11 protein-coding genes and 1 pseudogene are annotated in these 13,548 nt (G+C 64.5%); 7 read left to right on the top strand and 5 right to left on the bottom strand.

All coding sequences use genetic code 11. The annotated features are described in order from the left end of the window. Positions 1-26: 26 nt before the first annotated feature. Positions 27-389 carry a nuclear transport factor 2 family protein gene (locus FJ954_RS01935; protein WP_015314598.1) on the top strand — a complete coding sequence of 121 codons (363 nt, stop codon included), beginning with the start codon at positions 27-29 and terminating at the stop codon, positions 387-389. A gap of 299 nt (positions 390-688) precedes the next feature. On the opposite strand, the gene xylB is transcribed toward FJ954_RS01935, so the two are convergent. Next, complete coding sequence (gene xylB, locus FJ954_RS01925; protein ID WP_140660232.1) at positions 689-2,143, bottom strand: xylulokinase; 1,455 nt, start codon at positions 2,141-2,143, stop codon at positions 689-691. A gap of 80 nt (positions 2,144-2,223) precedes the next feature. Then, positions 2,224-3,549, bottom strand: a complete 1,326-nt coding sequence (locus tag FJ954_RS01920) for a tetratricopeptide repeat protein (protein WP_140660231.1) — start codon at positions 3,547-3,549, stop codon at positions 2,224-2,226. Positions 3,550-3,775: 226 nt separating this feature from the next. Between FJ954_RS01920 and FJ954_RS01915 the strand changes: the two are divergent. Further along, a pseudogene (locus FJ954_RS01915) lies at positions 3,776-6,561 on the top strand (autotransporter outer membrane beta-barrel domain-containing protein). A 30-nt stretch (positions 6,562-6,591) separates the two neighbouring features. Here the strand turns inward: FJ954_RS01915 and FJ954_RS01910 are convergent. Then, positions 6,592-7,215: a LysE family translocator gene (locus FJ954_RS01910; protein WP_140660230.1), complete on the bottom strand. Its 624-nt coding sequence runs from the start codon at positions 7,213-7,215 to the stop codon at positions 6,592-6,594. On the opposite strand from FJ954_RS01910, the gene FJ954_RS01905 reads away from it, so the two are divergent. The 5 genes from FJ954_RS01905 (at position 7,214) to FJ954_RS01885 (ending at position 12,140) form a co-directional block, all read left to right on the top strand. Further along, complete coding sequence (locus tag FJ954_RS01905; protein WP_140660229.1) at positions 7,214-7,483, top strand: hypothetical protein; 270 nt, start codon at positions 7,214-7,216, stop codon at positions 7,481-7,483. The two genes, FJ954_RS01910 and FJ954_RS01905, sit on opposite strands and share 2 nt — an antisense overlap. A 64-nt stretch (positions 7,484-7,547) precedes the next feature. Then, positions 7,548-8,315, top strand: coding sequence for a L,D-transpeptidase (locus tag FJ954_RS01900; RefSeq protein ID WP_140620583.1), 768 nt, complete (start codon positions 7,548-7,550; stop codon positions 8,313-8,315). A 153-nt stretch (positions 8,316-8,468) separates the two neighbouring features. Next, positions 8,469-9,635: a diphosphate--fructose-6-phosphate 1-phosphotransferase gene (locus FJ954_RS01895; RefSeq protein WP_015314592.1), complete on the top strand. Its 1,167-nt coding sequence runs from the start codon at positions 8,469-8,471 to the stop codon at positions 9,633-9,635. 51 nt (positions 9,636-9,686) lie between these two features. Beyond that, on the top strand, positions 9,687-10,406 hold the full coding sequence (locus FJ954_RS01890; RefSeq protein WP_140620608.1) for an MBL fold metallo-hydrolase: 720 nt from the start codon (positions 9,687-9,689) through the stop codon (positions 10,404-10,406). Positions 10,407-10,592: 186 nt separating this feature from the next. Further along, entirely contained in the window at positions 10,593-12,140 is a 1,548-nt protein-coding gene (locus FJ954_RS01885) for a DegQ family serine endoprotease (protein WP_140660228.1), read from the top strand. Positions 12,141-12,196: 56 nt separating this feature from the next. On the opposite strand, the gene coaA is transcribed toward FJ954_RS01885, so the two are convergent. Together coaA and FJ954_RS01875 are read right to left on the bottom strand one after the other, a co-directional pair. Next, positions 12,197-13,156 carry a type I pantothenate kinase gene (gene coaA, locus FJ954_RS01880; protein ID WP_140660227.1) on the bottom strand — a complete coding sequence of 320 codons (960 nt, stop codon included), beginning with the start codon at positions 13,154-13,156 and terminating at the stop codon, positions 12,197-12,199. 24 nt (positions 13,157-13,180) lie between these two features. Then, positions 13,181-13,504 carry a phosphoribosyl-ATP diphosphatase gene (locus tag FJ954_RS01875; RefSeq protein ID WP_015314588.1) on the bottom strand — a complete coding sequence of 108 codons (324 nt, stop codon included), beginning with the start codon at positions 13,502-13,504 and terminating at the stop codon, positions 13,181-13,183. Positions 13,505-13,548 lie beyond the last annotated feature (44 nt).

The raw sequence follows: 13,548 nt of genomic DNA, 5'->3' as shown, positions 1-13,548 counted from the left end.
AAACCGTCAAACGAAGGAGACAGACCATGACCGACCTCGACACGATCGCCCTGAACTACATCACCGCCTGGAACGAAAGCGATGCCGACCGCCGGGCGGCCTTGCTCAAGGCTGTCTTCACCGAGGACGTCAGCTATCGCGATCCGCTCATGCAGGGCGACGGCCATGAAGGCGTCGCGGCGCTGATCGGCGGCGTCCAGCAGCGCTTTGCCGGCTTCCGCTTCTCGCTGAAGGGCACGCCGGACGGCTTTGCCGACAAGATCCGATTTTCGTGGAATCTCGGGCCCGAGGGCACTGCTTCCGTCATCGAAGGCACCGATATCGGCATCATCGAGAACGGCCGCCTGAAGAGCGTCACCGGCTTCCTCGACAAGGTGCCGGCGCAGTGAGGTCTTGCTGGCAAGTTGAGTGGCTCCCACGCTTACAGTAGTTGCTTGTCCAATCTGTAGAGGGGACCGCTTGGCGAAGTCGGCGCCGCCCCTCATCGCCCTGCCGGGCACTTCTCCCCGTATAGTGACGGGGAGAAGGGGGCCGGCGGCAATCTCGACGCCTTTCCTGCGACGTTGGTGATTGGCGAAACCAGCAATGACAGCGCCCCTCTCCCCGTCTCTATACGGGGAGAGGATGCCGGCAGGCAGGTGAGGGGCAGCGCCAGCGCCCGGACGAAAGGAATGGGACAAGCGCCAACTCACGCGGTTACGGCCTTGATCGCCGGATAGAGCGCGCGGTAGCGGTGATAGGCATCGGCGAAGGCGCCGCCAAGAGCTGCATCCGGCTCGATCGTGGCATCTGTCCTCGGCGCGGAGCACACGGCCAGCGGATCGGCGCCGGTCGCGGCGATCAGGCCAAGTCTGGCCGCTCCAAACGCAGCGCCGAAATCGCCATCAGCCGGAATATCCACCGGCAATTGCAGCGCGGTGGCGATCGCCTTCAGCCAGTAGCGCGAGCGCGAGCCGCCGCCGATCGCGGTCACGCGCGTCAAGGTCGTGCCGGCGGTTTTCAATGCCTCCAGGCTGTCGCGGAAGGCAAAGGCGACGCCTTCGAGCACGGCCTGTGTCAGCACTGCGCGGCCCGATTCATGCGCCAGGCCTGTGAACGAACCGCGAATGGCGGAATCATTGTGTGGCGTCCGCTCGCCCGAGAGATAGGGCAGGAAGGATACGCCGGTCGGCGCCTTCAGCGTCTCGCCGAGTTCCGATGTCAGTTCGCCCGCGCCCTTGCCCGTGATCTCCGACAGCCAGTTGAGCGAATCGGTTGCCGACAGGATGACGCCCATCTGGTGCCAGGTGTTGGGCAGCGCATGGCAGAAGGTGTGCACCGCGCTGGCCGGGTTGGGCAGATAGGCGGCGTTGGCGGCAAACAGCACACCCGATGTGCCGAGCGAGACAAAAGCGTGGCCGGCGCCGACCGTGCCCATGCCGCAGGCGGAAGCCGCATTGTCGCCGGCCCCGCCAGCCACCGGAGTGCCGGCCGCGATGCCCCACCGCGACGCGAGTTCGGCGCGCAGGGCGCCGGCTTTTTCCGTGCCCTCGACCAGCGACGGCATCTGCTTTTCCTCAAGCGAGGTCGCAGCGAGCAACTCGGAAGACCAGCGCCGCTTGCCGACATCGAGCCAGGATGTGCCGGCCGAATCCGACATTTCCGACATGTAGTCGCCGGTCAGCCAGAGCCGCAGGAAATCCTTGGGCAAAAGCACCTTTGCCACCTTGGCGAAGACAGCGGGTTCGTTGTTCTTCACCCAGGCGAGCTTGGGCGCGGTGAAGCCGGGAAAGACGATGTTGCCGGTGAGCGCGCGGAAGCGCGGATCGGCGTCCAGTGCCGCCGCCTCGACATGGCTGCGCGTATCGTTCCACAGGATGCAGGGGCGCAACACCTGATCGGCCGCATCGAGCAAGGTCGCGCCATGCATCTGGCCCGACAGGCCGATGCCCTTGACTGCCGCGAACTGCCCGGGATGTGCCGCCTTCAGGTCGGCGATCGCATCTTCGCAGGCGCGTATCCAGTGCAGGGGATCCTGCTCGGACCAGCCCGGATGAGGGCGAGAAACATCAAGCGTGCCATGGCCGGAGCCGATGACGCCCTGTCCGGCATCGATCAGCAGCGCCTTGACGCCCGATGTGCCCAGGTCGAGGCCGAGATACATGGTTTCCTCCCACGTTCTTATTTTTTTCGGAACCCGAAAAATATGTTTGGGCCAGTTTTTAAGGCAAGATCCGCTCCGGGTCAATTCTCTGACAAATCGGCGGCACGTCTCGAAAACAGCGCCGACAGCGGACTGTCCGGGCGTACGGTCGAGCGCTCCGTCGTCAGCGCCCTGGCCAGTGCACCGTCGCCGGCACGCAAGGCGGCTTCTATCAGCGTCAGATCGATGACGTCGCGCTGCGCGTGGCTGCCGCCAAAGCGATGGGCGATGGTCCGGATCGGCCGGATCAGTCGGATGGTTTCGGCGTAGTTGCCCTCTCCGAACGCCTTGATCGCAAGCGTCAGGGGATGACCCACATCCCGCGTGAAAGCGGCATTGTCGTCACCGCCCCGCATCGCCTCGCGCTGTGCCTCGAGCAAGGTCCGGGCCGGAGCATCGAGCCCGGCGCCGACAAAGGCCATCATCGCGTGGGCGTCGTTGAAGGCATAGTTGGAGGCAGCGGCCTTGGGCACCCAATTGGCGGCCAGCGTCGTCCAGCGGTCGCCGACGTCGACGCCGCCGAGGTGAAGCCGCCACAGGATCGCCGATGCATCGACCATGTTGAGCGCCAGCGTCGATCTGCTGCCATAGATCGGCCCGTCATAGAGCGCCAGCACCTCGCCGGTCTCGCCGAGATCGTAGTGGAACAGCGCCAGGTGCCACCAATTGTGGACCTGGAGGAAGCTCTCCTTCGTCCAGGCTTCGGGATCGGTACGCATCCAGGCGATGCCGTCCCTTTGCCGGCTTTGCATCTCCATCACATGCGCGACCGCATGTTGCGCCCAGCCATCGCGCGGTTCGATCTCGACCGCCGTACGGCCGAGCCTTTCGGCCTGCGCATACTCAGCCATCTCTTCGAGCCCGAAGGCCTGCATGCCAAGAATGGCGTGATACCCCGGCATGTCCGCCTGCCATGACGGCAGGGCGCGGGCGATGCGGTCGCGCAGCATGCGGGCGTTGCCGGTGAAGAAATCGACCTGGTGTCCGACCTGGAGCGCCACGGCGTCGAGCGGAAAATCGATCGCTATGTCCCGCAGAATGCCGGAGGCCTGATGCCAGCGCCCGTTGGCGAGGTGGCCGAGGGCCGAGACATGCGCCCGCTCACGCGTTGTCGCGGCAAGCGGCAGCGCCGCCTCGTGGCAGATCCTGGCCACGGCCGTCGCCCCCGGTTCGGTGGCAAGGCCGAAAAGGTAGCCCTTGAAGACATGCGCCATGACAAAACCGGGGTCCTGCGCGATGGCGCGATCGACGGATTTCACGGGATCGCCAATGAAACACTGCAATTCGCGCACGGCCTGGCCGTAGGGCGCGAATCCAGCTTCCGTCGCGCCCGAAAATGCCAGGCCAAATGCGTCCCTGATGGCCATGCGAGAGTCCCCGGTCGAGGCCCGATGGGCATGATGCCCACGGTCCAGCGTGATCTTAAAGCATAGGCCACGGCTACGCCATTTCACGAGTCGCGCCGCGGCATGTCAGACATTTTTGCAGTTCATCAACCATGGGAGACAGAATAGGCTTTGTAAAACTGGACGAATTGTGGCTTGATTGCGGCGCGGGTAAGGGGCTTGAAATCGCGATCTGAGAGGGGACGCGATGCGGCATTTTGAAATACAGGTTCCGAACAGCGGTTCGGAGCACATTGGCAGGGCTGTTTCTTTGCCGCAGCGAAAGCCCAGGCGGATCAATGCTGGGTTTATTAGCTTACTTGCAACTACGACCCTTATGTTGCTGCCGAACTCCGCGGCCCGGCGGCATGCCTGCTGGTTCCGTCTCCGGGCAATGACGTCTTCACTTGCGATAGTGGCGATTCGGGCGGCAGCCTCAACGACACCATCGGCAACAACACGCTGAACTTTCCCGCCGGCGGCACCGGCCAGGTGAGCGGTAACGTCACCTTCGGCCCGGGCACGGACCGCATCAACATGCAGTCAGGCACCATCACCGGCACGGTCGATCAGGGCGACGGCACGGATTTCTTCACCATCGGCGGCGGCACCGTCGCCGGCAATGTCCAGCAGGGCGCCGGCATCGACGACTTCAACATGAGCGGCGGCCAGGTCGGTTCGCTGAACCAGGGCGACGGGCTGGACACCTTCACCATGACCGGCGGGCGCATCGTCGATTTCTTCGACGACGGCGACCGTGCCGTGATGACCGACGGCCGCATCGGCCGCGTCAACATGAAGCTCGACAGGAACTATTTCAACATGTCGCGCGGCATCATCGACCGCAACCTGGTCACCGGCTTCGACCAGGACACCATCATTCTCTCCGGCGGCACGATCGGCGGCAACATCAGCGTCAGCGGCGGCAACGACAGCGTGACGATCACGGGCGGCACCGTCGGCGGCGATGTGCTGATGAGCTTCGGCGCGGACAATTTCGTGTGGAATGGCGGCGGCATCATCTATGGCGCCGTCGATCTCGGCGGCGACAACGATACGGCAAAGCTGAGCAACCTGACCAAAGCCAATCTCGGCGGCTCCGACGCGCTGAATGGCGGTCTCGGCACCGATACGCTGACCTTCGATAACGTCAAGCTCGACGGCATCAGCCGGATCCAAAACTGGGAGACCGTCGACGCCACCAACGACACCCAGCTCACGCTGGACGGCAATCTCGTGCTGGGAGACAGCGGGACCGGCACGGGATCGCTCAATGTCGATGCCGCGAGCACGCTCTATGGCGGCGGCTTCAACGCATCGATCCAGGCCTTGACGTCGGGCCAGCTTGCGGACGTCGTCAATGCAGGCCGCATCGACCTGACCAATGGCAGTACCGGCGCGACGGACCGGCTGATGATTTCGGGCAATTACACCGGGCTCGGCGGCCTGCTGCTCATCCAGACCGAGCTCGGCGATGATTCGTCGGCGTCGGACAGGCTGGTGCTTTCGGGCGGCACGGCTTCCGGCTCGACCGGCATCGCGGTGGTCAATGTCGGCGGCGCGGGGGCCGAAACGATGCAGGACGGCATCATGGTCGTCCAGGCGGTCAACGGCGCCACCTCCACCTCAAGCGCCTTCGCGCTCGACGTGCCGGTCGCGGCAGGCGCCTTCGAATATTATCTGTTCAAGGGTGGCGTCACCGCAGGCAGCGCGGAGAACTGGTATCTGCGCTCGTCGCTGATAACGCCGACATCGCCGGCCGCGGCGCCGCCGGCGGCAGAACCAACACCCGCGCCGGAACCGGTGCCGCCCGAGACCGAACCTCCGCCGCCGCCATCCGCGCTGCCGCCGGTGCCGGCGCCGACCGAGGGCGATATCAACACTCCGCCGGCCGACCCGACGCCGCCGGTGCAGGCTAGCGATCCGGTGCCCGTGCCGCCGCCACTGCCGCCGCCGGCGCCGGCGGCTGATCCACCGCCACCGCCCCCGCCGGTCCCGACCGCCGTGCCCGATCTTCCGATGCCCGCGGCAGGGGAGGAAATCCTGCTCTATCGCGTCGAGGTGCCGGTCTATTCCGCGGTGCCGCCTGTGGCCGAGCATCTGGCGATGACGACACTTGGCACCTTCCATGAGCGGCGCGGCGAACAGAGCCTGTTGTCGAACACGGAGCTGTCGCCGGTCTGGGGCCGCATCTACGGCCAGGACGCGAAGATGGGCTGGTCGGGAACGGTGTCGCCGTCCTTCGACGGCACCTTGTTCGGCCTGCAGGCGGGCTTCGACGTCTTCGGACGCGAAACCGCGTCGGGCGGGATCGATCGCGCCGGCCTGTTCGTCGCCTATGCCAGCATGAAGGGCGATGTGCGCGGCCAGGCGCTGGGGCAGAATGATCTGTCCGTCGGCGGCATCGATGTCAGCGGCACCAGCGTCGGCGGTTACTGGACCCGCATCGGCCAAGGCGGCTGGTACCTCGACGGCGTCCTCATGGCCACCTTCTTCGGCGGCGACGCGACGTCGTCGCGCGATGTCGGCATCGACATTGGCGGAACAGGTGTCACCGCCTCGCTGGAGGGCGGCTATCCCATTGCGCTGGCGCAGGGCTGGACGCTCGAACCGCAGGCGCAACTGATCTGGCAGCATCTGTCGCTCGACGATGCCAAGGATCGTTTCTCGTCGGTTTCCTTCGATAGCGAGGGCAGCGTCACCGGCCGGATCGGGGCTCGGCTGCAGGGCGAGTCCGTTGTCAATGGCATAGCGCTGCAGCCCTACCTCAAGGCCAATATCTGGCATGATTTTGGCGGCACCGATCGTGTCAGTTTCGACACCACCGACATCTCGACGGAGGGCAGGTCGACCTCGTTCGAGTTCGGCGGCGGTATCGTCGCCAAGGTGACCGACAAGGTCAGCATCTTCGCCACCGGCGACTACACCACCAATCTCGGCGGCGACAAACGCCGCATCCTCGAGGGCAATCTGGGCTTCAGCGTAAAATGGTGAGGCCCTCCGGGCCTCACCCGCGTCGGGACATCAATTGCCGGAACGCATCGCCACCGTGGCGATGCCGGCGCCGACCAGGAGCGTGCCGCCGGTACGGTTGAAGATGCGGATCGCCTTGGGATTGCGGACCACGTTGCGGGCGCGTGCCGCGATCAGCGCGTAACCGAAAGCGTTGGCGAAGGCGAGCGCCAGGAAGGTCGTCTCGAAGATCAGCATCTGCGTCCGGAAGTCGGCGTGCCGGTCGAGGAACTGCGGCAGGAAGGCGACGAAGAAGGTGATGCTTTTCGGGTTGAGCGCGGTGACCAGCCAGGCATGCGCCATCATCTTGGCCGACGACACCGCGTCGGTGCGTGGTTCGGCCTTCAGCGTGCCGCCGGCGCGGAACAGTTTCACGCCGAGATAAATCAGATAGCCGGCGCCGATCAGTTTCAGGATGGTGAAAACACCAGCCGAAGCGGCAAGCAGCGCGCCGATGCCCAGCATCGACAAGGTCATGGCGGTGAAGTCGCCGAGCGCCACGCCGACGGCCATCGGCAAAGCGGTGCGCCAGCCCTGGCCCAGCGCATAGGAGACGACCAGAAGGATTGTCGGGCCCGGGATGATGAGGAGGATGGTCGACGCGGCAGTGAAGGCGGCCCAGTTTTCGAAGGACATGCTCGTCTCCTTTGAGCTCAAAGAAGAGGATAAATCCTTGGCTCCCGAAGAATGTAAAGGGACCGAATCCTTGTTTTTGCGTATTCCGGCCGGGCAACCGGCACGACTCTTACGGGACCGCGACGTCAATTGCGCCAGCGGCAAAAAGCTTGATGACGGTTTCAACGTCTTGCAGATGTTTAATGGCGACCGCGCGGGAGGGCGGAGCGGCGCCTCGGCAAGGCGCAAACGCAAGCAGCGCAAGGCATTCACGCTTTATCAACCATGAATGATGAAAATGCCCACTATCCGGCCGGACCGTGCTTCCCGCCGACAGCGTAGGATTTGGGTATATGCGTGAGTTGCCGCAAGGTCCGACGCCGCCACGAAACGGCGACGCAGTCGAAACCGATCTTCTTCTTTCCCGCCGCGCCGTCCTGTCCGGGGCGGGCGCTTTGGCATTGCTCGGCGTCGCCGGCTGCTCGACCTCGGGTGGTGGCGATCTGCCGGCGCTGCAGCTCGACGATACGGTCACCGGTTCGGTGCCGATCCGGCCCTCGATCAGCGTCGACAAGAACATCACCAGCCCCGACGTCATGTATGCCTCCTTGACGGATAACGGCTTCAACGTGCCCGAGGTGCCCTATCTCAAGGTCAAGCCGGAGTTCCGCCGCCAGATCGTCGTCGATACGACCGGCGAGGCGCCCGGCACCATCGTCGTGCATCTCAAGGAACGCATGCTCTATCTCGTCCAGCCGGGTGGCGACGCCATCCGCTACGGCGTCGGCATCGGCAAGGACGGTTTCCGCTGGTCCGGCCGCGCCAACATCCAGTATGGCAGGGAGTGGCCGACCTGGACGCCGCCGCCCGAAATGATCCAGCGCAAGCCGGAACTGGTGAAGTGGCAGGGCGGCCAGCCCGGCGGCCTGACCAATCCGCTCGGGGCGCGTGCGCTCTACATCTACCAGGACGGCAAGGACACCGGCTACCGCATCCATGGCTCGCCGGAATGGTGGAGCATCGGCCAGGCGATGTCGTCGGGCTGCGTGCGCCTGATCAACCAGGACATTATCGACCTCTACAGCCGGGTTTCGAAGAAAAACCCCGTCGTCGTCATGTGATCGTCCAGCCCTCCGTTTCTCCCGTTGCGCGATGCGGCAAGACAGGCCAAGGTGACCTGAAAACCATCGCCTAGAGCCGGATGATTTCAGGTTCGTTCGATCTGAAATCCGAATCCGTCTCTTTCGGCGTCATGCTCCAGGGAGACATCAAGCATGGCCGGAACTTTCGTCATCGCGCAGGGCGGCGGCCCGACCGCCGTCATCAACCAGACGGTCGTGGGCGCCGCGCTGGAGATCCGCAGGCGCCATCCCGGTGCCAAGGTGCTGGGCTCCTTGCACGGTGTGCGTGGCATCCGTGACGGCAACTATGTCGACCTCTCCGCCATCCCCGAGGACCGGCTGCGGCTGATCGCCGGGACGCCGAGCGCTGCCCTCGGGTCGACGCGCGACAAGCCGGATGCCGCCTATTGCGAGGTCATCCTGAAGGGCCTGCAGAAGGCGGGCGCCGACGCCTTCATCTATATCGGCGGCAACGACACCTCGGGCACGCAGCAGATCCTGACCGATGCCGCCGGCGGCAAGATCGCTTTCGTCCATGCGCCGAAGACCATCGACAACGATCTCGAGGAAAACGACCATACGCCGGGCTTCATGTCCGCGGCCGAATTCGTCGCTGGCGCCTTCCTGTCCGTCGATCTCGATTTTCGCGCGCTTCCTGGCATCTATGTCGGCATCGTCATGGGCCGCCATGCCGGCTTCCTGACCGCGGCGTCGGCGGCCTGGCAGCTCGATTCCGACAGCGGCCCGCATCTGGTCTACGTCCCGGAGCGGCCGTTCTCCGCCGCCGGTTTCATCGACGACGTGCGCGCCACCCTCGACCGCCACAAGCGCTGCATCGTCGCCGTGTCGGAAGGCGTCAGCACCGCCGACGGCAAGGCACTGGTCGAAAGCCTGGTGCCGGCGGACAAGCTCGAGCGCGACCAGCACGGCAACGTCAAACTCTCGGGCAGCGACCTGCCGGCGGCGCTCGAACGGGCATTGGCCGAGGGGCTGCCGGGCAAGCGTGCCCGCGTCGACGCACTCGGCTACATGCCGCGCGGCTATGTCGGCTCCATCAGCCCGGTCGATGCGCAGGAGGCCTTCGATGCCGGCGCCTTTGCCGTCGGCGTCGCCGAACAGGGCGGCGGCTCGGTGGCGTTGCAATATGATGGCAGCAAGATAGTGCTGAAGAAGGTGCCGCTGAAGAACGTCGCCGGCAAGACCCGTCACATGCCCGACGATTTCATGAAGCCCGACGCCAACCAGCTGTCCGAGGCCGGCATGGCCTATCTCAAGCGGCTGGTGCCGGAAAAATACAAGGTCGGAAAGCCGTTCGTCTGATGCCGGGTTCGCTTGATGCCCGGCTCACACTTGATGCCCAGGCTCATCCTGATGGATAACTGGTTCTCCAGGCGCATCGTCGACGGCAGGACGACGATGCTGACCGAGCCGTTCGTGCACGACTATGTGCGCGCCAATATCTGGCATTTCACCGGCCGCGACGCCGACCTTCTGGTCGACACCGGGATGGGCATCTGTCCGCTGGCGCCGGAGATAAAGACGGCCGAAGGCAAGCCGCTTCTGGTCGTCGCCACCCATATCCACCTTGACCATGTCGGCTCGCTGCACGAATTTCCGCTGCGGGCCGGGCCAAGGATGAGCGCAGCGCAATTCGAGAGCATGGATGAGGCCGCGACTTACGCCTACATGTTCCACGATCTCGAGGGGGCCGTTTCGAAATTGCCGGCGCCTGGCTGGAAGTCGGCCGACTATGCGATAGCGCCGGCACCGTTGACGCGTATGCTCGACGAAGGCGACGTGGTCGATCTAGGCGACCGCCGGTTTCGGGTGCTGCATCTCCCCGGACATTCGCCGGATTCGATCGCGCTTTTCGATGAGACCGACGGCCTGTTTTTCAGCGGCGACGCCATCTATGACGACACGCTGATCGACGATTTGCCGGATTCCGACCGGGAGGCCTATCGCAACACGATGCGCCGGCTGCTCGACCTGCCGATCAGGATCGGCCATGGCGGCCACGGCCCGAGCTTCGACGGCGGGCGCATGCGCGAAATCGCGTCGGCCTATCTGCGATCCGTAAGCGCACTCTGAATTAAATCTTCGTAAGGTCGGGCTAAAACCCTAAATCGCGCGGATCGGCGCCCTAGATAGTTGTTGTCGATCCGGCCGGCTGCCATGCGTGGCGAGGCAGGCAACCCGGGCCGTCGGCACGCTGACGGGCACTTCTCCCAGGAAGACCCGCGGCGCGGATCAACCCCTCGCCCGGACAGAACGACCATGTCAAACCTGAGCATTCTTCGTAGGCATCGCGTCGCCGCCCTGCTGGGCGCCGCGCTGCTGGTTTCTCCCTTTGTCGTCTCATTCGCCGACAGCGCGAACGGCGTCGGCACGGGCAACACGGTTGCAACGACGCAGACCCCCGTTGCCGGAACCACGGCCCCAAGGGGTTCGTTGGCACCGATCGTGGCCACGACCAAGCCGGCCGTCGTGACCGTGACCACGGTCATGAAAGGACAGCCGGAAGCAATGAACGAAGCGTCGCCCTTCGATGGCGCCTCGCCCTTCGACGATTATTTCCGCCAGTTCTTCGGCGATCAGGGCATGCCCGCTCCCAAGACGCCTCCGCAACAGCGGTTGCCGCGGGCCGAAGCGCTCGGTTCGGGCTTCATCGTCGGTGCCGACGGCACCATCGTCACCAACAACCATGTCGTCGACGGCGCTTCCTCGATAAAGGTCACGCTCGACGACGGCACGGAGCTCCCGGCCAAGCTGGTCGGTCACGATGCCAAGAACGACCTCGCCGTGCTGAAGATCAACGCCGGCAAGTCGTTGCCAACCGTGAAGTGGGGCGACTCCGACAAGCTCATGACAGGCGACCAGGTGCTGGCGATCGGCAATCCGTTCGGCATCGGCACCACGGTAACAGCCGGTATCGTCTCGGCGCGTGGCCGCGACCTGCATAGCGGGCCCTTCGACGATTTCATCCAGATCGACGCGCCGATCAATCACGGCAATTCCGGCGGCCCGCTGGTGGACGTCAATGGGAATGTCGTCGGCATCAACACGGCGATCTATTCGCCCAATGGCGGCAGCGTCGGTGTCGGTTTCGCCATTCCGTCTGACCAGGCTGAGAAGGTGGTCGCCAAGCTGATGAAGGGCGGCAACATCGAATACGGCTATCTCGGCGTCGAGATCCAGCCCGTCACCCCGGATGTGGCAAGCGCCATCGGGCTGGACCATCCCAGCGGTGCCTTGGTCTCGCAGGTCAATGACGGCTCGCCCGCGGCCAAGGCCGGCGTCGAGACCGGCGACGTCATCACCGGCTTCGCCGGGCAGGACGTCAAGGATCCCAAGGACCTGTCACGAGCCGTCGCCGACGTCGCGCCGGGTGCCAAGGAGAGACTGGATGTCTGGCGCAAGGGCAAGGCCATGCAGATCTCGGTGGAGGTCGGACGCAACAGCGACGATGTGAAAACGGCGTCGACGGACGACTCCAGCGCGCCGGGCACCGAACAGGGTTCCCGCGTGCCGGCCGTCGGCCTTGGCTTGATGGATATCACGCCGGACATCCGCCAGCAGATGAACCTGCCCGAGAACGAGCACGGCGCGGTGGTTGCGAGCGTCAATCCCGACAAGCCGGCAGCGACTGCCGGCATCCAGCCGGGCGATGTCATCGTCGCCGTCAACCAGGCTCCGGTGAAGAGCGCCAGGCAGGTGACCCAAGCGATTGCCCAAGCCGGCAAATCCGGACGCAAATCGGTGCTGCTTCTGGTGGAGCGCGGCGACACCCAGATCTATGTCGCCGTGCCGTTCGCCAATGGCTGACACATAAACAGCGGCGTGGCGGGCTTGTGGAGCGCCCGCCACGCCCAGTCTATCGGCTACAACTTGCGCAGCGCCACCTCCTCGATCAGGTGGTCGGCGCCCTTGCGCAGGATCAAGTCGGCGCGGGCACGCGTCGGCAGGATGTTTTCGCGCAGGTTCTTCAGGTTGATGTTGGTCCACAGGCCCTCGGCGATCGCCTTGGCCGCATCCTCCGACAGCTGCGAATAGCGGTGGAAGAAGGAGTCCGGATCGCGGAAGGCGGTTTCGCGCAGCCGCATGAAGCGGGAAATATACCAATTGTGGATCAGCTTCTCGTCGGCATCGATGTAGATGGCGAAGTCGAAGAAGTCCGACAGGAAGGGCACGATCTTGCCGTCCTGCGGCAGCTTGCCCGGCTGCAGCACGTTGATGCCTTCGAAGATCAGGATGTCGGGCCGGTCGATGGTGACGAACTCGCCGGGGATGACGTCATAGGTAAGGTGCGAATAGACCGGCGCGCGGACATCGGGCAACGCCGACTTGATACCCGAGAGGAAACGCAGCAGCGCGCCGACATCGTAGCTGTCGGGGAAACCCTTGCGCTCCATCAGGTTTTCGCGGCGCAGCACCTCGTTGGGCAGCAGGAAGCCGTCCGTGGTGATGAGGTCGACCTTGGGGCTCGACGGCCATCGCGCCAGCAATTCCTTCAGCACGCGCGCCGTGGTCGATTTGCCGACCGCGACAGAACCGGCAATGCCGATGATGAAAGGCGTTTTGGCCACGTCGGCGGCGTTGAAGAAAGCCTGGCGCTGCCGGAACAGAAGCTGGCTCGCCTCGACATGCGCCGACAAAAGCCGCGACAAGGACAGATAGATGCGCTTGACCTCTTCGAGGTCGACCGGGTCGTTGAGCGAACGCAGGCGGCGGAACTCGTCCTCGCTCAGCGTCAGCGGCGTATCGGCGCGGAACCGCGACCATTGCTCGGCCGAGAAGAAGCGAAACGGAGAGTATTTCTCGGTTGGCGCGAGCTGATCCATCGAGATACCTGCCCTTCCTCCCGATCAGCCCTTGGGCCGCGACGCCTTCTCGGCGATGCCCGAACGCCCGGTACGGGCTTCAAGCTCCTTGAGCACGTCGTTCAACGGGACACCCGAGATGCCGAGAACGACAAGCCAATGATATATAAGATCGGCGCTTTCGGAAACGAGGCCCTGTTTGTCGCCCTTGACTGCGGCGATCACGGTCTCGACCGCCTCCTCGCCGAGCTTTTGCGCCGCCTTGTCGATGCCCCGGGCGTAAAGCTTGGCCGTCCACGAATCCGGATCGCCGGAATGGGCGCGGTCGCTGACGATTTTTTCCAGGTCGGAGAGCGAAAACTCGGCCATGTCGATCTATCTTCTTGTTTAAGCCGGGTTTTTCCCGAAAGCCG

The organism is Mesorhizobium sp. B2-3-15, from assembly GCF_006442875.1.
GTDB classification, from domain to species: Bacteria; Pseudomonadota; Alphaproteobacteria; order Rhizobiales; family Rhizobiaceae; genus Mesorhizobium; species Mesorhizobium australicum.
This window is presented reverse-complemented; position numbering and strand designations above follow the sequence as displayed.